24 protein-coding genes are annotated in these 26,156 nt (G+C 61.9%); 12 read left to right on the top strand and 12 right to left on the bottom strand.

The features are described 5' to 3' along the window. Positions 1-129: 129 nt before the first annotated feature. The gene (locus P3T25_RS42605) at positions 130-1,038 is read right to left on the bottom strand and encodes a hypothetical protein (RefSeq protein WP_429363291.1); all 909 of its coding nucleotides are present in this window, start codon (positions 1,036-1,038) and stop codon (positions 130-132) included. Here P3T25_RS42605 and P3T25_RS42600 point away from each other — a divergent pair. Further along, entirely contained in the window at positions 1,022-1,633 is a 612-nt protein-coding gene (locus tag P3T25_RS42600; protein WP_429363289.1) for a hypothetical protein, read from the top strand. The two genes, P3T25_RS42605 and P3T25_RS42600, sit on opposite strands and share 17 nt — an antisense overlap. Here P3T25_RS42600 and P3T25_RS42595 read toward each other — a convergent pair. Further along, positions 1,562-3,547: a primary-amine oxidase gene (locus P3T25_RS42595; RefSeq protein WP_429363287.1), complete on the bottom strand. Its 1,986-nt coding sequence runs from the start codon at positions 3,545-3,547 to the stop codon at positions 1,562-1,564. The two genes, P3T25_RS42600 and P3T25_RS42595, sit on opposite strands and share 72 nt — an antisense overlap. Positions 3,548-3,743: 196 nt before the next feature. On the opposite strand from P3T25_RS42595, the gene P3T25_RS42590 reads away from it, so the two are divergent. The 3 genes from P3T25_RS42590 (at position 3,744) to P3T25_RS42580 (ending at position 7,864) form a co-directional block, all read left to right on the top strand. Then, positions 3,744-4,742: an AraC family transcriptional regulator gene (locus P3T25_RS42590; RefSeq protein ID WP_429363285.1), complete on the top strand. Its 999-nt coding sequence runs from the start codon at positions 3,744-3,746 to the stop codon at positions 4,740-4,742. Between the two features lie 287 nt (positions 4,743-5,029). Next, complete coding sequence (locus P3T25_RS42585; protein ID WP_429363283.1) at positions 5,030-6,481, top strand: APC family permease; 1,452 nt, start codon at positions 5,030-5,032, stop codon at positions 6,479-6,481. A 168-nt stretch (positions 6,482-6,649) separates the two neighbouring features. Continuing rightward, the gene (locus tag P3T25_RS42580; protein ID WP_429363281.1) at positions 6,650-7,864 is read left to right on the top strand and encodes a porin; all 1,215 of its coding nucleotides are present in this window, start codon (positions 6,650-6,652) and stop codon (positions 7,862-7,864) included. A gap of 82 nt (positions 7,865-7,946) precedes the next feature. Here P3T25_RS42580 and P3T25_RS42575 read toward each other — a convergent pair whose 3' ends face one another. Beyond that, positions 7,947-8,312, bottom strand: coding sequence for a hypothetical protein (locus P3T25_RS42575; protein WP_054037539.1), 366 nt, complete (start codon positions 8,310-8,312; stop codon positions 7,947-7,949). A 166-nt stretch (positions 8,313-8,478) separates the two neighbouring features. Further along, positions 8,479-9,255: a trans-aconitate 2-methyltransferase gene (gene tam, locus P3T25_RS42570; RefSeq protein ID WP_171925672.1), complete on the bottom strand. Its 777-nt coding sequence runs from the start codon at positions 9,253-9,255 to the stop codon at positions 8,479-8,481. A gap of 157 nt (positions 9,256-9,412) precedes the next feature. On the opposite strand from tam, the gene P3T25_RS42565 reads away from it, so the two are divergent. Further along, positions 9,413-10,309, top strand: a complete 897-nt coding sequence (locus P3T25_RS42565) for a LysR family transcriptional regulator (RefSeq protein WP_154559310.1) — start codon at positions 9,413-9,415, stop codon at positions 10,307-10,309. A 94-nt stretch (positions 10,310-10,403) separates the two neighbouring features. On the opposite strand, the gene P3T25_RS42560 is transcribed toward P3T25_RS42565, so the two are convergent. The 4 genes from P3T25_RS42560 to P3T25_RS42545 form a co-directional block, all read right to left on the bottom strand. Further along, positions 10,404-10,589 carry a hypothetical protein gene (locus P3T25_RS42560; protein WP_429363278.1) on the bottom strand — a complete coding sequence of 62 codons (186 nt, stop codon included), beginning with the start codon at positions 10,587-10,589 and terminating at the stop codon, positions 10,404-10,406. Positions 10,590-10,721: 132 nt separating this feature from the next. Then, the gene (locus P3T25_RS42555) at positions 10,722-11,369 is read right to left on the bottom strand and encodes a GntR family transcriptional regulator (RefSeq protein WP_154559311.1); all 648 of its coding nucleotides are present in this window, start codon (positions 11,367-11,369) and stop codon (positions 10,722-10,724) included. A gap of 111 nt (positions 11,370-11,480) precedes the next feature. Then, on the bottom strand, positions 11,481-12,866 hold the full coding sequence (locus P3T25_RS42550; protein ID WP_414693406.1) for an aspartate aminotransferase family protein: 1,386 nt from the start codon (positions 12,864-12,866) through the stop codon (positions 11,481-11,483). A gap of 13 nt (positions 12,867-12,879) precedes the next feature. Beyond that, on the bottom strand, positions 12,880-14,229 hold the full coding sequence (locus P3T25_RS42545; protein ID WP_154559313.1) for a glutamine synthetase family protein: 1,350 nt from the start codon (positions 14,227-14,229) through the stop codon (positions 12,880-12,882). 184 nt (positions 14,230-14,413) lie between these two features. On the opposite strand from P3T25_RS42545, the gene P3T25_RS42540 reads away from it, so the two are divergent. From P3T25_RS42540 to P3T25_RS42520, 5 genes are all read left to right on the top strand, one after another. Further along, positions 14,414-15,451: an AraC family transcriptional regulator gene (locus P3T25_RS42540; RefSeq protein WP_429363275.1), complete on the top strand. Its 1,038-nt coding sequence runs from the start codon at positions 14,414-14,416 to the stop codon at positions 15,449-15,451. Between the two features lie 197 nt (positions 15,452-15,648). Further along, a complete protein-coding gene (aguB, locus tag P3T25_RS42535; protein ID WP_429363273.1) occupies positions 15,649-16,542 on the top strand; it encodes an N-carbamoylputrescine amidase in 894 nt (297 codons plus the stop codon). A 79-nt stretch (positions 16,543-16,621) separates the two neighbouring features. Continuing rightward, entirely contained in the window at positions 16,622-17,653 is a 1,032-nt protein-coding gene (locus tag P3T25_RS42530) for a histone deacetylase family protein (RefSeq protein ID WP_171925667.1), read from the top strand. A 145-nt stretch (positions 17,654-17,798) separates the two neighbouring features. Beyond that, positions 17,799-18,422 (top strand): glutathione S-transferase family protein, encoded by a 624-nt coding sequence (locus P3T25_RS42525; RefSeq protein ID WP_429363271.1) that lies wholly within the window; start codon positions 17,799-17,801, stop codon positions 18,420-18,422. Positions 18,423-18,426: 4 nt separating this feature from the next. Then, a complete protein-coding gene (locus P3T25_RS42520; RefSeq protein WP_429363269.1) occupies positions 18,427-18,966 on the top strand; it encodes a hypothetical protein in 540 nt (179 codons plus the stop codon). A gap of 100 nt (positions 18,967-19,066) precedes the next feature. Here the strand turns inward: P3T25_RS42520 and fabV are convergent, their stop codons facing one another. Beyond that, the gene (gene fabV / locus P3T25_RS42515; protein WP_429363267.1) at positions 19,067-20,263 is read right to left on the bottom strand and encodes an enoyl-ACP reductase FabV; all 1,197 of its coding nucleotides are present in this window, start codon (positions 20,261-20,263) and stop codon (positions 19,067-19,069) included. Positions 20,264-20,413: 150 nt separating this feature from the next. On the opposite strand from fabV, the gene P3T25_RS42510 reads away from it, so the two are divergent. Further along, positions 20,414-22,951, top strand: a complete 2,538-nt coding sequence (locus tag P3T25_RS42510; protein WP_429363265.1) for a penicillin-binding protein 1A — start codon at positions 20,414-20,416, stop codon at positions 22,949-22,951. A 39-nt stretch (positions 22,952-22,990) separates the two neighbouring features. Here P3T25_RS42510 and P3T25_RS42505 read toward each other — a convergent pair whose 3' ends face one another. Further along, positions 22,991-24,109: a porin gene (locus P3T25_RS42505; protein WP_429363263.1), complete on the bottom strand. Its 1,119-nt coding sequence runs from the start codon at positions 24,107-24,109 to the stop codon at positions 22,991-22,993. Between the two features lie 399 nt (positions 24,110-24,508). Between P3T25_RS42505 and P3T25_RS42500 the strand changes: the two genes are divergently transcribed. After that, positions 24,509-24,880 (top strand): hypothetical protein, encoded by a 372-nt coding sequence (locus P3T25_RS42500; RefSeq protein ID WP_154559321.1) that lies wholly within the window; start codon positions 24,509-24,511, stop codon positions 24,878-24,880. Between the two features lie 51 nt (positions 24,881-24,931). On the opposite strand, the gene P3T25_RS42495 is transcribed toward P3T25_RS42500, so the two are convergent. Together P3T25_RS42495 and P3T25_RS42490 are read right to left on the bottom strand one after the other, a co-directional pair. Then, positions 24,932-25,627, bottom strand: coding sequence for an FMN-dependent NADH-azoreductase (locus tag P3T25_RS42495; protein ID WP_429363261.1), 696 nt, complete (start codon positions 25,625-25,627; stop codon positions 24,932-24,934). 58 nt (positions 25,628-25,685) lie between these two features. Further along, on the bottom strand, positions 25,686-26,123 hold the full coding sequence (locus P3T25_RS42490; protein WP_154559323.1) for a carboxymuconolactone decarboxylase family protein: 438 nt from the start codon (positions 26,121-26,123) through the stop codon (positions 25,686-25,688). Positions 26,124-26,156: the final 33 nt, after the last annotated feature.

The raw sequence follows: 26,156 nt of genomic DNA, 5'->3' as shown, positions 1-26,156 counted from the left end.
GTCTGCGCAAACAGAACCGTTCGCTGATCGACGCGCTGGCTTTGGGCTTCGCCGGGTTCGTCGTTTCGCCGCTTCCGGCTGCTGAATAGTTACGCATGCCGCAAAGAAAAGTAGGCAAAAGAAAGCGGCTCAAACCACTCCTGCTAAGTGGGGCCCGCAGCTCGCAGACGGTAGTGGTGCATCTGGAATCTGTGTTCTCGTGCATTCGGCGTTCGTGACAAAGGAGTCATACTTCCCGACTTGCACTTCGTGCTCGTCGGAAGAGTCTGCCTGGCGGGAGTGATGGTTTAGGTGCTCGCGGTGCGCCTTTCTTTCGAAGCAGTTGGTTGCTAATGTGCCGGCACATATCAGGTTCGTGATCGCGCTTAGCGCATACAGCACGATGAATCCGTCGCCGAAAAAGTAGGGCGTCGTCGATAACGTTGCGCCCAACACCATCCCGATGTGGTGCGCCCCGCCGGGACAACCCGCGCTCAATGCGCTGCGCGATTTTTTCCGCAGTTTCATCAGCGCCGGAATCGTCAGGCAGTCGAGAACCAGAAATATCTTTGCTGCGAGTGGTGCAAGTGTTGGACTGTCCACGGCTGCGAGGACCCCAATTAACGCCGCTCGTAGCACGTACAGCACAATCAACATTCGGTTGTTGTCGAGGGATCGGTCAGCAATGAGCGCCAGCGCGCAAACGGCACCCACCGAGAGCAAGATCTGCCATATCGGTTGGGCGCCACTCATGCCGCAAATCGCATACAACTGGAAACGCGCAAGACTGCCGCTCGATATGCCCGCAAGCAATGCGAGCAGCGCGGTTGTGCCGGTTGCGTGGATGACTCTGGCCGATTGGATCGTGCTTCGATCCGTGTGCTGATTCGGATCGAAATCCTCATGAGGCAAGGCTGACGAGCCAACAAGATGCTGCCCGTACAACAGCAACACGCCACCTACCGCCACAAACAACCCAGCTATCATGGTGGAATGCTCCAGTCCACTCACATACGCCGGTACGACGCCCACCGCACTCATCGTGGCAATCAACGTCACCGCCGTCGCAAGCGTGGTGTGTGTCCTGGATACGCGCGACATCAACAGCGGCACGATCGTCATCGTTGCTAACGCCAACGCGCTCATCCACAACGCGTTGGCTCGTTGGCCGAGGCCGGCTTGCGTCACCAGCGTCGCGGCACCGCTCACGAGCAGCACACACGCCGCACCACTCATGCTCGCCGTCAGCCGGCGTGCCGCGCCACCGACGCTCGTCACCAACACACGCGCTGCCCAACTCACGCTCGCCGTCAGCCCGCGCGCTGCGCCGCCCATGCTCGCCATCAACATACGTGCTACCCAACCCACGCCCGCAATTAACCCGCGTACCGTGCCCCTCGCGCACGCAATCCGCCCGTGCACCGCAGCGCCCGCACCCGCGCCTGCGCCAGCAATCAGCATGCGTGCCACGCCGCCTTCTCTTGAAGTCAGCCGGCGTACTACGCTGCACGCAGTCGCGGGACGCACGCATGCCGCGTCGGCCACGCGTGCAGCAGCGAGCCGCGCGCGGCGCGCCATCGAATCAGCGCTTGCAGCAGCCATGATCCGCGGACTTGCCGTCTTCGACGCTGTTCTGATCCCGCTCGGACGGTAAGTCCATCGTCGGGTTGGCGGAGAAGAAGTTGTTCGGCTTGAGCATGAAGCCGGCGTATTCTACGGGCATCACGGGGAAGTCCTCGGGTTTGCACACGTGCGTGTGGCCGAAGCTGTGCCACAACACAATGTCCTCGTTCTCGATGTTGCGGTTCGCCTCGATGTAGCGCGGCAACCCGTCACCGCCCGCGTGCTGGTTCGGATAGTCGCCGCTCGCGTAGCGCTCGGCCGGATCGAATGGTGTGACCCACACGTGACGTGTCGCAAAGCCGCCGCGTTGGCGGACTTTGGAGCGCTCGTCGGCGAGCATCAGCGGGGAGTCGTTCACGATCAGCTTGTAGCCAGGATTCGCGCCGACGGCGTTCTTCACGTTCGGGTTGGTCACCTTCCAATAACGTCCCGTGCGGCCGTTCGCGAGGCGTGCGGCTTCGCTCTCGGTCTTGAACACGTGTTTGGTGGTGTCGAAGACGTTGCCGTACGGATTCGCTTCGCCCATCGGACGCGGCACGAATTCGTGTTCGGTCACGGTGTTGCGTTCGCCGTCCACCATCATGTGCATCCGTGCATTGAAGAAATGCTGATGGGTCGGGCCGCCGAGGTTCTCGGTGATCATGCCGCCCCACGGGTACGTGTCGCCGTCAGCCACCGCCGAGGTTTGCACGATGCCGGTCAGCTTGCATTCGAGTTGAATCGTGCCGTCCTGGTACAGGTACCAGTAGAAGCCGTAGTCGTAGTTGCCGACCGTCGCGAAGAATGAGATCACGAGGCGTCGCGAGCGGCGCATTTCGAAGACGCCGGTGCGAAACTCGTAGTGCTTCCACAGGGTGCCGTAGTCCTCTTCGTGCATGCACACTGCGTTCTTCATCAGGAACGCATTGCCGAAATCGTCGGCGGACGGAATGTCGAAATAACGGATCGTGCCGAGGCAATCGCAACCGAGTTCAAGCTGGTTCGCCAGTTTGCCGAGGCCGTATTCGCCGGCATCGAATGCGCTCTTCCAGTAGTGATTCGTGCTCGGGTCGGAGTAGGGCACGCACATCTCCGTCACGCTCGCACGGTAGATGATCGGCCGCGTGTTCTTGCCGTCGTCCCACGACAATTGATGCAGCACCAGCCCTTCGCGCGGCGTGAAGCCGACCCGGAAGTTCCAGTTCTGCCAGCTCACATGCCAGCCGTCGATCTTGAAGCTCGGGCCCTCGGGTTGGCTGATCGACAGCGGTTTGAGCGTGCTGCGCGGCTCGCCGAGGCTCGGCGTGTCGTAGTTGTGCTTCGCGCGCGGAATCGGAATGATGCGGCCGTCGTCTACCAGCTCGATCACCTTCTTCTCGAGCAGATCGACCACCGCCACCACGCCCTCGATCGGATGCGCATAGCCGTTGTCGGTCACGGTCTCGCGGTAGTAGCTCACGCAACGCACAAGGCGCCGGCCATTCTCGTTCTCGCGGTCGAAGCAGCCGGCGGAAAACGGATCGACCTGGACGCGCTCCAGATCCTTCTCGGTGAGGCCGCGCTTCATCACCGCAACGCGCCATGCGTCGTCGCTCTTGACGATCTGCTCGGCGTTCATGAAGTCTTCGATCATGATCGGCGGCTGGCCATATGGCGCCTGATCGAACGGCAGCACGTTGCGCGAGGCGACTCTTTTCTCTCTCAGGTCCACATGGAATTCGGTGGTCGTTCCATTCGTACGATCAATTGCCAGGACGAACGCCGTGCGCGAAAAATATTCGCCGGCCTTGAATGCGATCACTTCGGCCTTCGGCGGCTCGCGCAATTCGACCATCGGAAAGCGCACGTGCCCGTCGAGGTTTTCGGCGGCCTTCACGAGATCGCAGGCAAGCTGCATTTCGTCCGGACTCAGCGGATCGAGTGGATGAACGGGGGCGTGTGCGGTTTTCGTGGCATTCGTGTTCATAAGATTCCCGGAAGGAGTTTGCTGGACCGGACTGCGCGCGAGGCTGCGTGAAACGCGTCGAACGCTGAGTCGATGGCAAATCGTAGGAACCCAATAATATTTTCGCGCTTGCTTATCGCGCCAAATGAACGATAAAGTGCGCCACGAGGAAGAACACTGCAGCACATCAGCGAAGACTTGAGAGGAGACGCTCAGCATGAAAAAAGTCACGCTCAACGGTAGCTTCCCGATGATCCGCGCCGCGGTTATGGGGCCGGTTGTGCGCGCACTCGATGCATCAGGCGCCAATTGCGACGCGTTGCTCGAAGCGTTCGGCATGAGCCGCAAGCTCCTGTCGAATCCCTACGAAATCCTGCCGCTGACGCGCTACGTGGCGGCATTCGAGCGCGCGGCCGAGGTACTCGGCGAACCGTTGCTCGGCTTGCGTCTGGGCAGCGAATTGCAAGTGACGGAGCTCGGGCCGGCGGGTCTCGTGTTTCTGTCGTCGCCGACCTTGAACGCGGCAGTGCGCAAGTTCGCGCTCGCGCTCGCGTCGTGGCAGAACACCACGACCTGCGAGTTGCTGCGCGATGGCGAATGGCCGGTATGGACCTATCAGATCGCCAATCCGCAGATCTGGCCGCGCCGGCAGGACGCGGAATACAGCCTCTCGACGATGTGCCATATGATCCGGGCCGTGCGCGGCGCGGCGTGGAATCCGGCCGAAGTGCATTTCGAGCATGCCGCGCCCGCTGACCTCAAACCGTATGCACGCATTTTCCGCGTGCCAGTGCGCTTTCAGCAGCCTTTCAATGGCGTGATCCTGCGTCCGTCGGATCTCGATGCGCCGCTCAAAAGCGCCGACACGCAAATGGCGCGCATGATGGAGCGCCATGCCACCGATCTGATTGCGCGCGATGCGGTGCCCCACAGCATCGCCGACCAGGTGCGCGATCTGGTGACGCGGCGGCTCGCGCACGAAAAGCTGATCGTTGCCGACATTGCGAAAGATCTCGGTCTCTCGCATCGCTCGTTGCAGCGGCACCTGGCCGAGGCGGGGACTTCCGTGCGGCAGATCGTGCGCGAAGAGCGGCAGCGTAGTGTGGAAGGACTGCTTGAACGTGAAGGGCTCACCAACGCGGCGATCGCTCGCGCCGTGGGTTATGCCGACGCAACCGTGCTGTGGCGCGCCACGCGCAACTGGAAAAAACAATAAAGGTGGCGGCGCCGCAGTTGCTTTCATTCTGAAAGCACGTGAAGGCGCAATCTTCACACGAAAAACTTCCGTTTCCTAACTATTCGCTGCGACCCGCAGTGTCTGAGACGCTCGCGAGCATTGGCGCAATTTATCGAAAATTTGGCGCAGTTCGCGAAGTCGCTTTATTTTTTAGCTACCTACCATGCGCTCACACCGAAACGTCGAACGTCGGTCAAGCGAGCGTCTGGACCAGTATTTCCAGGGTTTAGGCGAGTTCCAGACTAGCCAACAAAATAGAGGCAGCGATGAATGAACCCTACTCTCCGACCCGTCTGGTCGACGCGGAGAATCCCGTGGAACTGAAGGGCAATACGTTGGGCCTGTGGCAGATCGTGTTTCTCGTGATTTCCGCGGCCGCGCCGCTGACCGGCATGCTCGGTGCGGTGCCGCCCGCGATCAGCCTGGGCAATGGCGCCGGCATTCCGGGCGCGTTCGTGATTGCCGGCGTCGTGCTGCTGATCTTTAGCGTGGGCTTCGCGTCGATGAGCCGCCACGTGGTGCGCGCCGGTGCGTTTTACGCGTACATCACCGCCGGACTTGGGCGGCCGTTGGGCATGGCCGGCGCACTCGTCGCGTTGATGTCGTACACCTTCATCCAGATCGCGCTGTATGGGCTGTTTGGATTTTTCTGTACGGTGATTCTTTCTCCACTCCTGCACACGGCGATGCCCTGGTACGGCTATTCGCTGATCTGCGTGGCCGTGGTGCAATTCACGGGCATCCGCGGTATCGATCTGAATAGCCGGTTGCTCGGCGTGCTGATGTGTCTCGAACTGGGCATCCTGTTGCTGCTTGCGACTGCGATCGTCGTGCATGGTGGTGGCCCGAACGGCCTCACGCTTGCACCGTTCACGCCGGAGCATGTGTTCAGCGGCCACCTCGGCATTGCGGTGATGTTCGCCTTCGCGTCGTTTATCGGTTTCGAAGCGACGGCGATTTACGGCAAGGAATGCCGGGACCCGAAGGTGACCGTGCCACGCGCGACGTATGTGTCGGTGATGCTGATTCTCGTGTTCTTCGCTTTCGTCACGTGGACGATTGTTTGCGCGTACGGACTGAACGACGTGGTCACGGTCGCGACGAAGCAGCCGGGTGACTTCTGGTTCATTCAATCCGGCAAGTACCTGGGCGGTGCGGTGACGACGGTGATGAGCTTCCTGTTGCTCAGCAGTATCTTCGCGAGCCTGTTGTCGTTTCATAACACGCTGGTGCGCTATATCCACGCGCTCAGCCTGGAGGGCATCCTGCCGCAAGCGCTCAATCGGGTGCACGAAAAATACCGTTCGCCGTATGTGGCGAGCTATCTGCAAACGCTCTCCGTGTGCGTTCTGCTCGGGCTCTTCATCGCGGCGGGCAGCGATGCGTTCAACATCGTATTCAGCTGGAGTTCGGCGCTCGGCACGATCGGGATCGTGATGCTTCAGGCCGTGACGAGTTTTTCCGTCATCGCGTTCTTCCGCAAGACGCGCAAGGATACGCGCGTGTGGCACTCGTTCGTCGCGCCCCTCATCGGTGGCATCGGCCTGCTGTATATCGGCGTGATTCTGGTGCGCAATCTCGATGCGCTCAGCGGCTCCGATAGCCCGATCGTCAAGTCTTTCCCCTGGATCGTATTCGCGGTGGCGCTCTTTGGCGTCGTGATCGGTCTCATCTTGCGTAAGAAGCGACCGGATATCTACGCGCGCTTCGGGCAGTAATCGAACAGCGCGCAAGACACCCAGCGCGCGCCAGCTCGCCACGTTCTAACAATCGACTGTTGCCGTTCATTCCTGAGCGGCGGCGGAATGGTGTCGTTCGTTCGGGGCGTCCTCGGGGTGTCCTGTTTGTTGTTGCTGATTTCACCACTCAACTTCCGGCTAAAAAATATGGCAGACACATTCGTCAAGCGCTCAGCGCTTGCGCTGGCCGCGTGCGGCCTCGCGATGGGCGCACATGCGCAATCTTCGGTGACGCTCTATGGCACGGTCGACGCCGGCGTCGTGTACACCACCAACCAGCAGACGACGCTCGCCGACGGCAGCACCAACGGCCACGCGAATTATCAACTGGCGGGCGGCAATCTGGTGCCGTCGCGTTGGGGCCTGACGGGCGCTGAAGATATCGGTGGCGGCACCACAGTGAACTTCACGTTGGAGAACAGCTTTCTGATCGGCAACGGCGCGATGTTGCAATCGAATACGCTGTTCAACCGCAACGCATGGGTCGGTTTGAACAACGGCACGTACGGCGCGCTGACGTTCGGCCGTCAATACGATCCGTTCTCCGACTACATGGGTGCGTACGCATCGAGCAATAACTGGGCGACGCTGTACGGCTCGCATTTCGGCGACGTCGACAACCTCAACGAAGCGTTCAACTTCAACAACTCGATCAAATACATCAGCCCGAGCTTCGGTGGCTTGACGGTGGGCGGGTTGTTCAGCCTGGGTGGCGTGGCGGGGAATTTTTCGCAGAACAAGGGCTGGGCATTGGCGGCGAATTACGCGCAGGGTCCGTTGTCGCTGAGCGCGGGGTATCTCGAGTTGAACCAGCCGTTGCAGGCGGCCTTGGGCGGCACTGCCGGATATATCGGCGATTTCAGTTGCGCGAATGCCGATGCGTCGTATTGTCTGCTGCAGCAGGCAAGCAAGGTGAGGATTTTCGGAGCAGGGGGCTCGTATGCGTTCGGCAAGGCGGGCGTGGCGCTCACCTATACGCATACGCGCCTATCGCAGAGCCAGTATTTCGCAAGTACGGCGAGGCCCGCGGGGGAAGATATCTCTTTCGACATTGCCGAGTTGAATACGACCTATATGGTCGCGCCGGATTTGCAGCTTGGTCTGGCGTATATCTTCAACGATGCCAAACCGAGCAGCAGCGCTTCGACACGCGTGCATCAGATCAATCTCGGCGCGGTGTATAGCCTGTCGAAGCGGACGGCGGTCTATGCGGTGGCGATCGGGCAGAAGTCTTCCGGCGCCGGGCTGGGGATCAACCCGGCGACGGGGCAGACGGAGAATCTGGCGCAGATTCCGAATATCGTCAATTCGGACACGGATAAACAACTCTCCGTGATCGTAGGTTTGCGGCACAATTTTTAATCTGCCTGCGCGGCGCTGGCAAACAGATCAGCGGAGCCAACGCCGCGTCCCGACTCACTCAAAGTGCCGCGTGGGGAAAAAATTAATCTGCCAGGCGCTTATCCGAAAGCGCGTTCTGGCAATCCGCCAGCACCTGTTTCACCAGCCTCGCCTGAGGGTCGAGCTCGTCTGTATCGAGAATTTCCTCGACCGCATCCCGCGCCCAATCGGCCTCGACAAATTTCGCGTGCCGCTGGGCAATCTCCAGTGCGGTTGCCGACAATCTGGCGATGCTCAACCAGTCTGCTTCCCGGGACCGATAGTCGAGCCACTTATGAGCGGCCTGCACGTGAAACGCCGCGTCAGGCCAGTCCTCATTCAGGTAATAGGCGCCCAGGCAGCCGCATGTGAGCCAGCACAACAGCTCCAAACGGTCCCGCGGACTCAGATGATGGCGTACATCACTCATGGCGACGCTCGCTGCTGTAATTTGCGTTCCGGTGAGGACGGCAAGCCGCCCCCCGCATACGTTACACAATATCACGCAGAATTCACGAGCGGCAATGCCTGACTGACCCTGGCGACTCCGGCACCACAAACGCCGCGCGGCAACCCCGGCTAGCGGCTCGACTCCGCTAGCGCGTAGCGACGATAAACAGCCGCGGGAAGGGCAGCAGCACGGTGCCGTCAGCCTGGGCCGGATAGGCTCGCGCGATCGCATCCCGGTAGCGCGAGAGGAAGACGCCTTCCTCGCTGTCGTCGAGCTCGGCGAGGAACGGCCTCAGCGCGCTGCCCTTGAACCATTCGACCACCGCGTCCGCGCCGCCCGCGAGGGGGTGATGGTAGACGGTGCGCCACACGTCGACCCGTGCGCACAGTGGCTTGAGCAGCGCGTAGTACCAGTCGGCGCCGTAGCGCATGGTGCGTTCCACACCCCTCAGCTTGTTCGCCCAGGGGCCGTCCGCCGCGATTTCGCGCAGCAGACGGTGCGCGGGTTCGTCGAGGTTGTCCGGCATCTGCACGGCCAGGTTGCCGCCCGGCGCAAGTTTTTTCACCAGCGACGGAAACAGTTGCTCGTGATTCGGTACCCACTGCAGCACGGCATTGGCGAGGATCAGGTCGTAGGGGCCGGGAGCATCCCATGTTTCAATGTCGCTCACCTCGAACTGGAATTGCGGCAGGCGCCTCGCAGCCGCCGCGATCATGTCGGCGGAACTGTCCATACCGCTGACCGCCGCGCCGGGCAGGCGGGCCGCCAGCGCTTCGGTGGAATTGCCGGGGCCGCAGCCGATGTCTACCGCCACTCGCACATCCGTTGCGGGGACCGCTGCCAGCAGATCCCTGACCGGACGCGTGCGCTCGTTTTCGAACAACACGTACTGTTTTGCCTGCCAATTCGTCGATGAAGTCATCTCGCGCTCCTTTGTCCCGATTGCACGCGTTTGCCGGACCGTTTTCGCTGACATCCACGCGCAGTGTGTGGTGTCAAATCGATCCAATCCGCTCATTCTGTGCGGCGGCGAACACGGAGTAAAATGAATTTATCATTCCAATTCCTTCATTTTTCTAATGAAAATCGACACGCTCGGCGTACAGGCGTTCGTCGCGATCGCGGATCGCGGCAGCTTTCAAGGCGCCGCCGATTCACTGCACGTCACGCAAACGGCCATTACGCAGCGTCTGCGCAAGCTCGAAACGTATCTCGGCGTCACGCTGATCGAGCGGACCACGCGTTCCATGGCGCTGACGGAAATCGGGCGCAGTTTTCTGCCGCAGGCGCGCCGTTTGTTGGGCGAGCTTGCCGATGCGCTGGTGGAGATTCGCGAGACGGGGGTTGCCCGTCGCGGCGATGTGTCGATCGCCTGCGTGCCGACCGTGGGCGTGCAGTATCTCCCGCGCATTCTGCAGGCCTATGCTGCGCGTTATCCGCATAACCGGATCAAGATTCTCGATCACGCGTCGTCCGCGGTGGAGGAGGCGGTGCTGCGCCGGGAGGTGGAGTTCGGCATCAATATCGCCGGCGAGCATCATCCGGATCTTGCCAGCGTGCCGTTGACGGAAGACCGCTACGTGCTGATTTGCCATGAAGATCATCCGTTGGCGAAACGGCGGCGCATTGCCTGGCGGCAATTGCAATCGTATCCGCTGATTTTTGCCGGCGAGGTCAGCGGCAATCGCGCATTGCTCGATGTCGCGCTGGAAAAGAGCGAACTGGCGCTGCGCTCGTTTTATGAAGTGCAGCGCAGTTCGACTGCCGTGGGGCTGGTCGCTCAGGGTGTGGGCGCGGCGGTCGTGCCGGCACTCGCGATTCAGAAGGGCGCGTATCCGACGGTTCGCACGGTTGAGCTCACGCATCCGGTGGTTTCGCGCACACTCGTCCTTGTGGCGCGTAAGACCGCTCAGTTGTCGCCAGCGGCGCAGGCGCTTTACGACATGATTCTTGAGCAGGCGACGTTGAAAGCGTGACGAGGGCGGCCGGGCGCAGGGTATCGGGCTCGAAACCTGAAGCCTGAAACGTGACGCGAATCCCGAGTACGAACGCCCAGGGCAAGTCCAGCTTCTACAAACACTGCGCGCGCAAACAGCTCGCCGCATGACTCAGATCGTGCTCAATCGCGCGTCGCACACCAGCCGCATCACGCGCCTTCGCGGCGTTCAGCAAATCGTCGTGGGCGTCGTTGAGCGTAGCGGCGAACTGCGCGTCGCCGAACAACAGATTCGAAATCGGCCCAACCTGCAGCCACACCGTTCATGATTCTTGAGCAGGCGACGTTGAAAGCGTGACGAGGGCGGCCGGGCGCAGGGTATCGGGCTCGAAACCTGAAGCCTGAAACGTGACGCGAATCCCGAGTACGAACGCCCAGGGCAAGTCCAGCTTCTACAAACACTGCGCGCGCAAACAGCTCGCCGCATGACTCAGATCGTGCTCAATCGCGCGTCGCACACCAGCCGCATCACGCGCCTTCGCGGCGTTCAGCAAATCGTCGTGGGCGTCGTTGAGCGTAGCGGCGAACTGCGCGTCGCCGAACAACAGATTCGAAATCGGCCCAACCTGCAGCCACACCGTTTCGATCAATTCGAGCAAAAGCGGCGAGCCGGCCGCGCGATACAGAATCAGGTGAAACGCCTCGTTGGCGTCGAGATAGCCCTTGGCGTCGGCGGTCCGCAAGGCCTGCACCATCTGCGCATTCAATTTTTCCAGCGTTTCCAGATCATGCTCGCTGAGATGCGGCACACCCAGTTCGGCGGCCTGGCCCTCGAGAATCAGACGCACGCGCAGCACGTCGTCGAATTGCTCTTTCGACAGGCGCGGCACCGTCACGCCGCAATTGGGCACGTTCACCAGCGCCGATTCGGCCGCAAGGCGCTGCAAGGCGGAGCGCACCGGCATTTCGCCCACGCCGAGCTCGGCGGCGACGTGACGGATCTTGATGCGCTCGCCCGGCACGAAGCGCCCGATCGTCAGCCACTGCCGCAGCGTTTCGTAGGTCTGATCCTGCAGCGTGTGATGGCGCGAAGTTTTCATAAAGCTCGGTTCGGGAGCCGAAAAAAGACTGCAAAAAGGCCGGAAAAACGGGCCGAGAGTTTAGCGTCGGCCACGCTCGATCAACCTCGATCTGAAAACGCTCAGCTCAGCTCAGGTCAGTTCCGCTAGGCAGGCGTCGAATGTAGAAACCAGTCTGTCGACGTCGGCCGCCGACGTGTCGGGGCATACCAGGATCATGTTGTGAAACGGCGTGATCAGCACGCCGCGATTGAGCAGGTACAGGTGCACGATGTGCTCCAGTTCCGGGTCGAGCTGGCGGCCGGCTTCGTCACCGTTGCGCGGCGGCGTCGGCGTGAACTGGAATTCGGTGCGGGCGCCGACGCGCGTCACGCACCACGCGAGGCCGTGACGCGCGATCGCACTTTTCAGGCCGGTCTCGATCCGCTCGGCAAGCGCGAACATGTGGTCGTAGGCGGCGTCGGTCATTACCTCGGCGAGCGTCGCGCGGATCGCGCTCATCGCCAGCATGTTCGCCGTGAGGGTCGTGCCGATGCCGGAGTGACCGGGCGGTGCGCTGCGCTTGGCGTGCTGCGCGCGGGCCGCGAGCTCCGCGCTGAAACCGTACACCGCGCACGGAAAGCCGCCGCCCACCGGTTTGCCGAGAATGAACAGATCGGGTTCGAGGCCGTACGCTCTCGTATAACCGCCCGGCCCGCAACTGATGGTGTGGGTTTCGTCGATCGCGAGCAGCGTGCCGTAGCGCCGCATGAGCGCTTGCGCTTGCCGCCAGTAGTCCGGTTCGGGCAGCACCATGCCGATGTTGGTCATCGCGGGTTCAGCCAGCACGCAGGCCACGTCGCCATCTTTCAGCGCGTTTTCCAGTGCGGCCAGATCGTTGAATTCGATCACGCGCGTGGTGCCGAGCAGGTCGTGCACCTGGCCGATCAGGCTGTCGCGCTGTTGCGGCTTGCCGTCGACGAGATCGACGAACACGTCGTCCACGGTGCCGTGATAGCAGCCGTTGAAGATCACGATCTGTTTGCGACCGGTCGCCGCGCGTGCCCAGCGCAACGCAAAGCGGTTGGCGTCGCTCGCGGTCATTGCGAACTGCCAGTAGGGCAGGCCGAAACGGCGCGCGAGTTCTTCGCCGACCCACGCGGCATCCTCGCCCGGCAACATGGTCGTCAGACCACGCTCAGCCTGTACCGCCAGCGCGCGAGCCACGGGAGCGGGTGAGTGGCCGAACATCGCGCCCGTGTCGCCGAGGCAGAAGTCCGCGTAATGATGACCGTCCACGTCGGTAAACGCGGCGCCGCGTGCTTCTTCGACATAGAGTGAGAAAGGCGTCGACCAGTCGTTCATCCAGTGCAGCGGCACGCCGAACAACAGGTGGCGCGCAGCGCGTTCGGACAGCGCGCGAGATTTCGGCATGGCTTCGGCAAACGCGCGGCGTTCGCGTTCGACGAGCGCTTGCGCGCGCTCCCAGTTGATGCCTTGGCGAGTATTCAAATCCAGCTTCTCCGATGACGTTTCCATAAGCCGCCCGCGTTCAGACGAGCAGTTGCAGATGCTCGCGTTCCCACGCGGTAATGCCTTGCGAGAATGTCTCGAACTCCTTTTCCTTCACCGCGCAATAGGCCTGCACGAAGTTGTCGCCGAGCACGTCCGCGAGTTCGGTGCACTTAAGGAGCGCCTTGAGCGCATCTTCGAGACCACGTGGTAATTCGTATTCGAGGTCGTAGGCGCTTTCGATCATCGGCGCCGACGCTTCCTGCTGCTCCACCATGCCGAGATAGCCGCAGGCGAGAGTGGCCGCCATCGCCAGATAGGGGTTGACGTCGACGCCCGGCACGCGGTTTTCGAGCCGCCGTCCATCCGGTCCGGAATTCGGCACGCGGATGCCGCAAGTGCGGTTGTCGTAACCCCAGCGCACGTTGATCGGCGCGGCGGTGAAGCGCGACAGACGCCGGTAGGAGTTCACGTAGGGCGCGAACATCGGCATGGCTTGCGGCATGTACTTCTGCAAGCCGCCGATATAGTTGAAAAACAGCGGGCTCGCCGTTCCATCGGGAAGTGAAAAGATGTTCTCGCCGGTTTGACTATCGACGATGCTCTGATGAATATGCATCGCGCTGCCGGGCTCATGCTCCATCGGCTTGGCCATGAACGTCGCGAAAATGCCATGACGGTAGGCGGTTTCGCGCACCGCGCGCTTGAACAGAAACACGCGGTCGGCGAGATCGAGCGCGTCGCCGTGCGAAAAATTGATTTCCATCTGCCCCGCGCCGACTTCATGCACAAGCGTTTCGACGCCGAGATGCGTCATCTCGCAGAAACGTGAGAGGTCCTGGAAGAACGGATCGAATTCGTTGACGGCGTCGATCGAGAACGACTGGCGGCCGGCTTCGCTGCGCCCCGCGCGGCCGAGCGGCGGGCGCAGCGGTTCATGCGGATTCTTGTTCTGCGCGATCAGGTAGAACTCCATCTCCGGCGCGACCACAGGGCGCCAGCCTTTTTCCTCATAGAGCTTCAGCACACGCCGCAACACCGCGCGCGGCGAAATGCCGATCGGCTTGCCGTCGAGCCCGACACAATCGTGGATCACTACCGCGACCTGTTCGATCGCCCATGGGACGAGCCGTACCGTGTTCGGATCGGGAATGCAGACCATGTCGGGATCGCTCGGCCCGACAAAGCGCTCGAAATCCGCGAACTCGCCGTTGACGGTAATCATCAGGAGCGCGTTCGACATGTGCATCTTGCCTTCCGAGAGAAACAGGTTCTTCGGCACGATCTTGCCGCGCGCGACGCCCGTCATGTCCGGTATCACGCATTCCACTTCATGGATGCGGTGATGTTCCAGGAATTCACGCAGGTCGTCGCGTAGGTCGCTTTGCAAGGTTGACTCCAGTCGGTTGATGAAGACGGCGCGAAGCGCGGCTGCAAACTTTGCGCGGACGAGCCTGTCCGGAAAAGCTGGGCGTTTTGCATCATGGGATTTGATCAAATCATCGCATGGATTTTTCCTTTTGGGAAATTTGATCAAATATCATCGGTTGATCGAGGGAACCTGAGAATCACCCATGACCGATGCACCGTGGTCGCCGCACCCGTCGCCGGCCCAATGCGTTGCGACCTTGCATACGATTGCCGCCGCCGTCTCCTTGCTGGAGCGGCAGGGGATTCGCGCTGAGGTGTTGCTGGCGGGAAGCGGCGTCAGCGAGGGCGATTTGCGTCAGCCGTCCGGGCTCGTCACGCACGCGCAGGAATTGATCGTGTTCTCCAACGCGTTGCAGGCTTGCGGCGATACGCGCATCGGCCTCGACATCGGCCGCGCGATGCATATCTCGAGCTACGGCATCCTCGGTTACGCGATGCTGGTGAGCCCCACGCTTGGCGACGCGCTGCAATGTGCCCAGGACTTTCCCTTACTGCTCGGAAGCTACTTCAAGGTTTCGCTGCGCCGCAACGCAGACGTCGCGGCGATCGTCGCGGCCGATTATCGCTACCGGCCGGATCTCGCCGCGATCAATACGGACATGTGTCTCGCGTCGATGTGGGCGGTGGTCTGCGACGTGCTGTCGGCGCGGCGCGCGCCATCCGCGCTTGAGGTGGCGTTCGGCGCACCCGCCCATGCGGATGCCTACGAAGAGCGGATCGGCCGTCACGCTACCTTCGACGCTGTCGAAAACGCGCTGATTTTTCCGGCCAGTTGGCTCGACGAACCGTTGCCTCTCGCCGAGCCGGTGAGCTATCTGATGTCGCGCCAGCAATGCGCGCAACTCGAACGCGAATGGGCCACCGCGGCGGGCAACGACGTCACGGCGCGCAGCCTGCGCCTGCTGTATTCCGACCCACGCCGCTACGGCTCGCTGCGCTCGCTCGCCGATGCGCTGTGCGTGTCGGAGCGCACGCTCAGGCGGCGTCTCGCGGGCAGCGGCTCCGCCTTCCAGGCGCTGCTCGACCGCGTGCGCCACGATCTCGCGCTCGACTACCTGGTGCGTACGCGCCTGTCGATGTCGGATATCGCCGAACGGCTCGGCTATAGCGAAACGGCCGGCTTCCGGCACGCGTTTCGCCGCTGGACCGGTCGTTGTCCGAGCGACTACCGCTGCGCATAGCCTGCGGTTCTTTCCGGAGTTCTTTTGTGCGCACTGTGTCGGCGGCGCGGCTACGTGCTGTCGTCGAGTCCAGCTCCAACGTCATGCCACCCCGGCCAGATTGGCCACATTTATCCCCTCGATGACCGTTTCCCCGTTATCGCCCAGCCGCGTTCCTCGGGCAGAATTTTCCCAGACGAACACGGAGGAGACATAAGATGCGCGAAGTCAGCGTGGCGGCAATCCAGTTGGCCGTACCCGGATGGGATCGCGAGGCGAATCTCGCGCAAGCCGAGCGCCTCGCGCGCGAAGCGGCGGCGCAGGGCGCGCAGGTGATCCTGATGCCCGAGCTTTTCGAGCTGCCGTACTTCTGCACCGAACAGGATTCAAAACACTTCCGCCATGCGCTGCCGTTCGATGGACATCCCGCCATCACGCGCTTTAGCCGCATCGCGGCCGAGTTGAACGTGGTCCTGCCGATCAGCTTCTTCGAGCGGGCCGGCAACGTCTTCTACAACACGGTGGCGATGATCGATGCAGATGGCAGCGTGCTCGGCCGCTACCGCAAAACCCATATCCCCGACGGCCCAGGCTACAGCGAGAAGTACTACTTCACGCCCGGCGACACGGGCTTTCGCGTCTGGCCGACGCGTTACGGCATGCTCGGCGTCGGCATTTGCTGGGATCAGTGGTTTCCGGAAACGGCTCGCGCGATGGCGCTCCTCGGCGCCGAACTGCTGTTCTATCCGACCGCGATCGGCAGCGAACCGCAAGACGCCTCGCTCGACAGCAGCGCGCACTGGCAACGCGTGATGCAGGGCCACGCAGGCGCGAACCTCGTGCCGCTGATCGCCGCGAACCGCACCGGCCGCGAGCAGGGCCGCGATTTTCCGCAGCGTTATTACGGCTCGTCGTTCATCGCCGATCAGTACGGCGAGCAGGTGCAGAAAGCCGGGCGCGACGAGCCCGCGATCCTGCTGCATCGTTTCGATCTGGATGCGGTTGCCGCGACCCGTCATGCGTGGGGCGTGTTTCGCGACCGGCGTCCAGCCTGCTACGGCATCCTCGCGACGAGCGATGGCGAACACCGTACTCAGGAGCAGGTATCTTGAGTGTCGTATTCACGAGCGTGATCAACCTCGACGCGTTAAACCACGGATTCGAGCAGCAAGCATCAAGAGGAGACATTGCATGTTGACGGTATATAGCGATCGGCACCGGCTGCACCATGGCCATGCTGAATTGATCGACGGCGAAATGAAGCCTTGCTTCGAGATGCCGAGCCGTGCTGATTTCATACTGGAACGGGTGCGCGAAACGAGGCTCGGCGACGTGATTGCGCCCGCATCGTTCGGGCTCGATCCCGTGCACCGTATTCACGACAAGGGCTTCATTGCGTTTCTTGGCAGCGCATGGGACGAATGGAGCGCGCTCGGCCGTAAGCACGACGCGCTGCCGCTCATCTGGCCGGTGCGCGGTATGCGCCAGGACCGCGTGCCGGAAGATATCGACGGCAAGCTCGGCTACTACTCGATGGATGCGGGTGTGCCGATCACCGCGGGCACGTGGGCTGCCGTGAGCGACGCGGTGGATGTCGCGCTGACCGGCGCGCGCCACGTGAGGGAGGGCGCACGCGGCGCGTTCTCGTTGTGCCGGCCACCCGGACATCACGCCGCGGCGGACTATATGGGTGGCTACTGCTACATCAACAACGCGGCGGTCGCGGCGCAGTCATTCCTCGACGCGGGCGCGAAACGCGTGGCGATTCTCGACGTCGACTATCACCACGGCAACGGCACGCAGAGCATCTTCTATCACCGTTCGGACGTCTTGTTCGCGTCGCTGCATGGCGATCCGCGCACCGAGTATCCGTTCTTTCTCGGGCATGCCGACGAAACTGGCGCGGGTGCGGGTCTCGGCTACAACGCGAACTTCCCGCTGCAACCGGGTACGGCGTGGGCGGACTATATGGTGGCGCTCCACGCGGCTTGCGCGCGTGTCGCTGATTACGCGCCGGATGCGCTGGTGGTGTCGCTCGGTGTCGATACTTTCGAGGAAGACCCGATTTCGCAGTTCAAGCTGCGCAGCGCCGACTATCTGCGCATCGGCGAGGCGATCGGACGATTGGGGAAACCGACGCTGTTCGCGATGGAAGGCGGTTACGCGGTCGCGGCGATCGGGGTCAACGCGGTGAATGTGCTGACGGGTTTTGAGTCGGTTTAACCGACCGTCCGTCGTGACGACGGCTGGCCCAGCGCGCAACGTGCAAAGTGTCCATGTCCGCTTTATCGCGCTATCGATACGCTACGATTCGAGCCGGATTCCCGATGAATTTATCCATAGCGACTGAACGAGCGGCCCCGATCCTATGCTTCAGATACTAGGCAAAGCCTCATCCATCAACGTGCGCAAAGTACTGTGGACGTGTGCCGAACTCGCCCTGCCGTTCGAACGGGAGGACTGGGGTTCCGGATTCAGGGCGACCGACCTGCCCGAATTTGTTGCTCTGAATCCCAACGCCATGGTTCCAGTGATCCGGGACGGTGAGTTTGTGCTGTGGGAATCCAACTCGATCATCCGTTACCTGGCCGGCCGTTACGACGGCGAATTTGTCTACCCGAGCGATCCTTGCGAGCGCGCTAAGTGCGATCAATGGATCGACTGGCAGGCGAGCGAGCTGAACCGGGCGTGGAGCTACGCGTTTCTTGCGCTGGTCCGGCACTCACCGGCTCACCAGGACGGTCAGCAGATCGATCTGTCGTGCGCGAACTGGGCGAGGCATATTGCGATCGTCGACAGGCAACTGGAGACAACCGGTGCCTTCATCGCCGGGACATCGTTCTCGCTTGCGGACATTCCAATCGCGCTTTCTATTAACCGCTGGCTTGAAACGCCACTGCAGCACGCCGATTTTCCTGCGCTGACGGCTTACATGGAGCGCCTTGCCTTGCGTCCTGGCTATCTGGAGTACTGCCGCAACGGTACGCCGTGAGCAGTTGATTCGTGCTGCATCTGCCTTGACGCTATCAGGTAATGTCGGCGGCTTTTGCATCACGGGTTCAATTCGCACGGGACGCTTACAAAAATGCCTGCGTAGTGCTTACAAAAGCCTAAGTGTCGAGTGGTTCTGCGCGCCACGATCCGAGTCGCCTACAATGGCCGTTTTTGCGACACAGATTGAAGGTTTAAAGATGCGGGTATCGAAATTTGCACTGGCTTTGCTGACGGCCTGTTTTACTCTCAACGCAAGCGCCGAGATGACGGCCGCGCAATACAAGCTCTGGGCTCATACCGACAACAACTCGGTGTACGCGGCTTATATCACCGGCACGATCAATGCGCTGGGGTGGGCGAACGGGGACCTGGTGTCGAAGAAGCGTCCGCCGCTGTTCTGCCCGCCGCAGAACCTTGCTATCGGCAATCAGAACGTCTATCCGTTGCTCGATCAGTTTTTCACCAACCATCCGAGCATCTCGGACGACTTCCCGATTGGGCTTGCCATTCTGCGCACGCTGCAGGCGGCGTTTCCCTGCTGATACGCAGGATGAGTTGGGCTACGACGCCATTCGGAACGCGTCCATTGCCCATGCCAAAAACGCACGGCTTGCGGGGTCGTAAAGACCCCGCAAGCAAACATCACATCTGCACGAGCCCGGGAATCTGCACGTCCGGATTGACGTCGGCTTCATAGTCCACGCCGGCGATCTCGAATCCGAAGAGACGCAGGAAGTCGGTCTTGTAGCCGCTGAAGTCGGTGAGCTCGTAAATATTGTCGTTGGTCACCTGAGTCCAGAGTTCCTGAACGCGCGCTTGCACTTCGGGATCGAGTTCCTTGTAGTCCGCGCGCAGACGGCCTTCTTCGTCGATGTGCGGCGTCGTGCCGTACATGCTGTCTTTGTAGAGTCCGTAGACCTGCTCGATGCAGCCTTCGTGCGTGCCTTTTGTCTTCATCACCTTGAAGAGCAGCGACAGGTACAGGGGCATCATTGGGATCGCGGAGCTCGCCTGCGTCACGACCGCCTTGAGAACCGAAACGCGGGCATCGCCGCCCTTGGCCGCGAGTTTCTCGCGGATGCCGAGCACCTTCTCGTCGAGATCTTTCTTGGCCGCGCCGATTGAGCCGTTCCAGTAGATGTCGTGCGTGATCTTTTCGCCGAGGTAGGTGAACGCGGTCGTCTTCGCACCATCGGCGAGCACGTTGGCCTCGAGGAGGGCGTCGATCCACATCTGCCAGTCTTCGCCGCCCATCACCGCGACAGTGTTGTCGATTTCGGCTTGCGTGGCGGGTTCGAGGACGGTTTCCTTGATGACTTCCTTGTCGGTGTCGATGCCGCGCAGGTTGACGGCCTTGCCGACCGGCTTCAGGGTCGAGGTGAACACTTCACCGGTTTTCGGATGCGTGCGTTTGGGCGCGGCGAGACTGTAGACGACGAGGTCGACCTGACCGAGATCGCGCTTGATGACTTCGATGGTGCGTTGCTTGACTTCATCGGAGAACGCGTCGCCGTTGATGCTGGTCGCGTACAGGCCTTTTTCAGTGGCGAATTTCTCGAAGGCGGCGGTGTTGTACCAGCCAGCGGTGCCGGCTTTGGTTTCGCTGCCGGCTCGCTCGAAGAACACGCCGAGCGTGGCCGCGTCCGAGCCGAAGGCGGCGCTGATGCGGGCGGCCAGGCCGTAGCCCGTGGAGGCGCCGATCACGAGCACTTTTTTCGGGCCATTGGCGATGGGGCCGCGTGCCTTGACGTATTCGATCTGCTCTTTGACGTTGGCTTCGCAGCCAACCGGATGGGTCGATACACAGATGAAGCCACGCACGCGCGGTTTGATGATCATGAAGCACCTCTTGTCAGAATTGCCGACATTATAGTGGGCTTGGGTTTCTGCCTGTGCGCGGCGCCTGGGTTTGTCCATTTACGGCGCAAAAATCGGCCTTCGCTCAGCATCTTGGTAGGATTCAGCCTTTCCCAGCAGACGGTAGCAAGTGTGAAGCGCCTGATCACCTCATTCCTACAGACCCTTGAAAAAGGGCTAACCCTGGCCAACCGGCCCATCGTGCGGGGCCTCTGGTATCTGCGCCATCCCACGCTGCGCGGCGTGGCATGGGCCTGTGCCGCGAGCCCGGTGCTGCTGGTTCTGTATGTGCTGATCCTGATTCCGTTCACGCCCAGCATCGGCGACATCCGCAAGGCGAAAGTCGAGCAGCCGGCGCAGATTCGCTCGGCGGACGGCAAACTGCTGGCCGAATTCAAGCCCTCGAACCGGGAGTGGGTGAAACTCAAGGACATCTCGCCGAATGTGGTGAATGCGCTGATCGCCACGGAAGATCACCGCTTCTACCAGCATTTCGGGCTGGATTGGCGCCGCACGGCGTCCGCCGCGCTGCATACGTTTTCCGGCGACCGGCAGGGTGGCTCGACCATCACCCAGCAACTCGCCCGCAACCTTTATCCCGACGAGATCGGTCGCGCCCCCACGCTGACCCGCAAGATCAAGGAGGCGATTACGGCCTTCAAGATCGAGGCGCTCTACACCAAGGACGAGATTCTCGAGACCTACCTCAACACGGTGCCGTTTCTCTACAACGCCTACGGCATCGAGATGGCGGCGCGAACCTATTTCGACAAATCGGCCGGCGACCTGAATGTGCTGGAAAGCGCGACGCTCACCGGCATGCTCAAGGGCAATAGCTACTACAACCCGGTACTCAACCCGGAACGCGCCTTGCAACGGCGCAACACGGTGCTGGCGCAAATGGTCAAGTACGGCAAGCTCACGCCCGCGGCCTATGCGACGCTTGAGCGCCGTCCCTTGCGCATCGATTTCGAGCGGCAAACCGAGCCGCCCGGACCCGCGCCGCACTTCGCGCAGCAACTGCGCAAATGGCTCGCGGCATGGGCTGATCGCAACGACTACAACATCTATTCCGATGGACTGGTGGTGCGCACTACCATCGATTCACGCTTGCAGACCATGGCCACTCAGGCCGTGACCTTGCAGGGCAACCAGTTGCAGGGCATCGCGAATTCGGCGTGGGGCACGCGCGCGGGTTGTGCGAATGGCCGCGACCTGCTGCAGACTTTCCTGCGCGAAACGCCCGACTATCGCGCCGCAAAAGACGCTGGCCTGACGGATGACGACGCGATGAAGCGGGTCTCGTCCGACCGCGACCTGGTGAAGAGCGTGTGCGAATCCAAGACCCGGGTGCAGGCGGATTTCCTCGCCATGGACCCGCGCAATGGCCAGATCAAGGCATGGGTCGGCAGCCGCGACTTCAGCCAGGACCCGTTCGACCACGTCCAGCAGGCGCGGCGTCAACCGGGTTCGACCTTTAAGCCGTTCGTCTACGCCGCGGCCTTCGAAGATGGCGCCAAACCCAGCGATACGTTTATCGACAAGCCCGTCGAAATTCCGCTGGCCGGCGGCGAAGTCTGGCGTCCGAGCGACGAGGATGAGCCGAGCGAGCGGGCTATCAGTCTGCGCGACGGCCTAGCTTATTCGCGCAACCGGATTACCGCCCAGTTGATGGAAACGGTCGGTCCCAACAAGGTCGCGAGACTGGCACGCGCCATGGGCGTGCGCGACAGCGAACTCGATCCGGTGCCGTCGCTCGCGCTCGGCACGAGCCCAGTGACGCTGAAAGAGATGGTCTCGGCCTACGGCACGATCGCCAACCTTGGCGGTTACGTCGAGCCGGTGATGGTCACCCGCATCGAAGACCGCAACGGCGAAGTGCTGGCCGAGTTCGAGCCGGCATCGCCCAAACAGGAGTTGCCGGCCGAGGCCGCCCGTACCCTCGTCGATGTGATGCGCGACGTGGTGAGCAGGGGCACCGGTTTGAGCATTCGCAGCCGCTTCGGCGTGCGTGGCGATGTCGCGGGCAAGACGGGTACGACGCAGGGCAACGCGGACGGCTGGTTCATCCTGATCCAGCCGCAACTCGTGGCCGGGGCGTGGGTCGGCTTCAACGACAACCGGGTCACCTTGCGCAGCGACTATTGGGGCCAGGGGGCGCACAGCGCGTTGCCGATCGTCGGCGACTTTTTCCAGCGCGCGCAACGCTCGAAGCTGGTGGACAGTCGCGTCAGGTTCGCGACCGATCAGGAGCCGGGCTGGTTTGCGGAACGCTCGGGCAGGCTGCGCGAGTGGTTCCAGCATCTGTTTGCAGCGTCGCCCGGGAAGACGGAGGCGCCGGTTGGCACGCGCAATACGACGCGCCATGCGCCTGCTGTTGCCACAGCTACGGCTGTCGCTGCACCGGCATCCGCTGCATCGGCGACCGCGGTGTCTGCAACCGCCGCCGATGTCGAACCGCGCGCGCTGCCGCCGCAGCCGCCGCTCCTTCAAGCACCGGCATCAACGGCTGCGCCTGCAAACAGGGCCGTCGACGGTGAGGTGCATGGCGGCGGCGAGCCGGCCTTGGCGCCGACGCCCACGCCGGACGACGTGTTGCCGCCGGATGCAGGCGGCGGCGCGGCAAACTCACTCCCGAGCGTGCCGGCGAGCGCGAGCACATCGCCCTGAGGTTCGACCATGCCGCGCCGCCTAGGGCGGCGATTTGCCTTAGAACCGATGCGTCATACCCACCGTTGCAAGAATCTGCTTGGTTCCGGGTGATGTCACGGTCACGCCCGGCCAGCTCGTCGTGGCGGTGCCGTTGTTCTTCATATAGCCCGCCCGCATGTACAGACTCGTACGTTGGGATAGCGAATGATCGACGCCTAGCTCGATGCTCGACGTACTGTCATGCGCACCACGCACGCTGCGCTGAACGCCCGCAATCATGATCGTATCGGCCGGGGTTGCCTGAATCGTCGCGCCCAACTCCGCAATGCTTAGCGAATGGGCGGTGCCCAGGTGCGCAGCCAGCGACCCATGCGCCGGGTCCTGCGGGCGGTTGTAAGAATAGTTGAACTGGAAGTTCACGATACCGATCCGATAAGCGAGCGCGCCGATGAAGTGCTCAGTGCCCAGCAGGCTCAGCGACGTGGGCAGGCCGGCGATGGTCACCTGTCCCGGATGCTGGTTCACGTAGGCAAGACCCGCGTAGAAACCGTAGCCCGAGTAAGTGGCCGCGACGTTCAGCATGTTGCCGGTCGTGGCCGGCACCGGCTGGCTCACCGTGGCGGAGAACGCATACATGCCGTACAACTTCAGGCCCTTCATATCCGGCGATTGATACATGATCGAATTGCTGGCGCGGCCGGAATCGTATTGCGTCGACAGCGTGTTCCGATCCACTGCGAGGACGTTGGCCGAAAACGGCGACAACACTTCGTTCGCGCGAAACGGATCGGACGGATAGATGACCCGGAAACTCGGCTCGTACTGGCGTCCCATGGTCAACGAACCGTATTGGTCGTGGCTCAGGCCGACCCATGCCTGACGATAGAAGAGCGCCGAGGTGTCGGCGAACAAGCCGCCGTTGTTCACGTTAAAGCCCGTTTCGACGGTGAACTGCGCCTTCAGGCCACCGCCCAGGTCTTCAGTGCCCTTCAGGCCGAACAGGGAGCCCGTCGAGCCTCCGCTCTTTTCGGCATACGAATGAACGCCGCCGTTGTCCAGATACTGGATGTTCGCATCGACGACGCCGTACAAGGTCACGCTCGACTCGGCGGCCGCGGCGCCACCGGCGGCCAGAATCAGCGTGGCTCCGCAAACGCCATGGTTGATAAAACGCATGCATGTCTCCTCTTTTTATATCCGCCGGTTGCGGACTCGATTGCACAGTCTTTGCTGCGGAGTTAACGCGGGTGGGGTTCTCCGACCCGACTCCTGCGCGCCGCAAAATGGAATGACCGTTCTAATTTCGGTCAACTAGAGGAATAAAGCCAGTGCATTGTTCGTATGAGGAGAGTGCAGAAATTGCATGGAACAGAAGGGGCGCGGAAACAGGGCTCAGGCCCGCGGGGACGCGGTGTTCGTCTGTTGTGCCGTGGACTTGCGGAGCCCCTTCCTGGCGTGGACTGCCAGCGATTGTTCAGGCGTGTGCAACAGTGTTTTCAGGTGACGAAGCTGATCTCGCGCGCCTGATTGCGCATAATTTCGAGATTGGTAAACGGTTAAAAAATGTAGACGAATATGTTCAACCCTGTGTCAGATTCCGTGCTCGATCAGGAGCGGGCATCCGTAGTGCCGCAGCGCAGAAGCGCGTTGTCCAGGCGGGGGCGGGTGCTCATCGCGGCAGTGGCCGCGTGCGCCAGCCTGGTGGGATGCGCATCGACGACCGATGTTGTCGCAACCGACAAACCCGGCACATACACGGTAGCGGCGAGCGCCACCGGCGGGAAGATGGCCTGGGCGCGCGCGCATGAACACGCAATAAGCGAGGCGCGCGACTACTGCGAGCGTCGCGGCATGCAGAGCAGTGTCACGACTGAAACGGTGAGCGGCGTGCAGATGATGACCGAGCATGCGTCGTCAGTGAATTTCGAGTGTCATCCGAAGTTCTAGGGGAGACCGGCGAGTGCTACCGTCGCCGTCAGCGTACGAATTTTCATGCGATTACTCCTGGCTGAGTGCCATGACATCGTTGTCCTGTTCCAATGCTGAAGCCGACTCCGGCTTCGCCGGGTTGGCCCAGTGCGCCGCCACCGCGGCGAGTTCGGTGCGCGCGCGTTCGAGTGCCTCGATCCGCGAGGCCTGATCCGAAAACTGCAACGGTTGCGCGTCGACAAAGGTCGGGTCCACCACGCCGAGAAATCCGAAAGCGGCCTTAAGCGCCGGCGTCAGCGCATCCATCGACGAGTAGGGCGAGCCGGCGCGTAAGTCAGCACCACGACTCGTGATGAAAAGCACCTTTTGCCGCGCAAGCCGGCCTTCTATGCGCCCGTCGTCTGTGAATACGTAGGTCAGCCCGGTGCGCGTGATGCTGTCGACAAACGCCTTGAACACGGAGGGCATCGACCAGTTGTACATGGGCATGGCAAAGACCAACGCGTCGGCGTCGAGCAGGCGCTTGCACAGCGCATCCGATGCCGCCAGCGTCGCTTTCATGGCGGGCGTGCGCTCATCCAACGGCGTGTAGGTCGCGATGGCGAATGCTTCGCTCACATGCGGCGGCGTATCGACCGTGACGTCGAGGTAGTCGACCTCGATATCCAGACCTTCTTCACGCAGGCGCTCCAGAAAATGCTGGCTCAACGCGCGCGAGTTGGATCGCTCGCGTTTGGCGCTCGCGTCGACGTGCATGATTTTCATGACTTCGTTCCTTCAGGGTTATGCAGAAAGGGTTCGCAGGGGCGTGGCGACGGCGCGCTCAAGCCGGCATCTTGCGAAACGCGATCGCAAAGCGGTTCCATGCGTTGATGGCGGAGATCAGCAGCGTCAGGTCGACCAGTTCTTCGTCGCTGAAATGCGGGCGTACGGCTTGCCACACGGCGTCGGGTACGTGTTCTTGCGACACCAGCGTGAGTGCTTCGGTCCATTCGAGCGCCGCGCGTTCACGGTCGGTGAAGAAGGGCGTTTCACGCCACACCACGACGGTGGCCAGACGCCGCTCGGATTCGCCGCCTTTGCGGGCGTCGGTGACGTGCATGTCGACGCAGAACGCGCAGCCGTTGATCTGCGAGGCGCGCAGACGGACCAGTTCGGTCAGCGATTTTTCGAGGGCCGATTTGCCGATGCGTTCTTCGACGCCGAGCATCGCCTTGATGGCAGCGGGGTTGGCTTTGTAGAAGTCGAGACGTTGTTCCATGATTCACTCCTTGGGGGTTGGACCCACGCCGTG

Origin of the sequence: Paraburkholderia sp. GAS32 (assembly GCF_050434225.1) — a bacterium.
Taxonomy (GTDB): domain Bacteria; phylum Pseudomonadota; class Gammaproteobacteria; order Burkholderiales; family Burkholderiaceae; genus Paraburkholderia; species Paraburkholderia madseniana.
The sequence above is the reverse complement of the archived record's forward strand: the minus strand, read 5'-3'. Positions and strand labels throughout refer to the sequence as shown.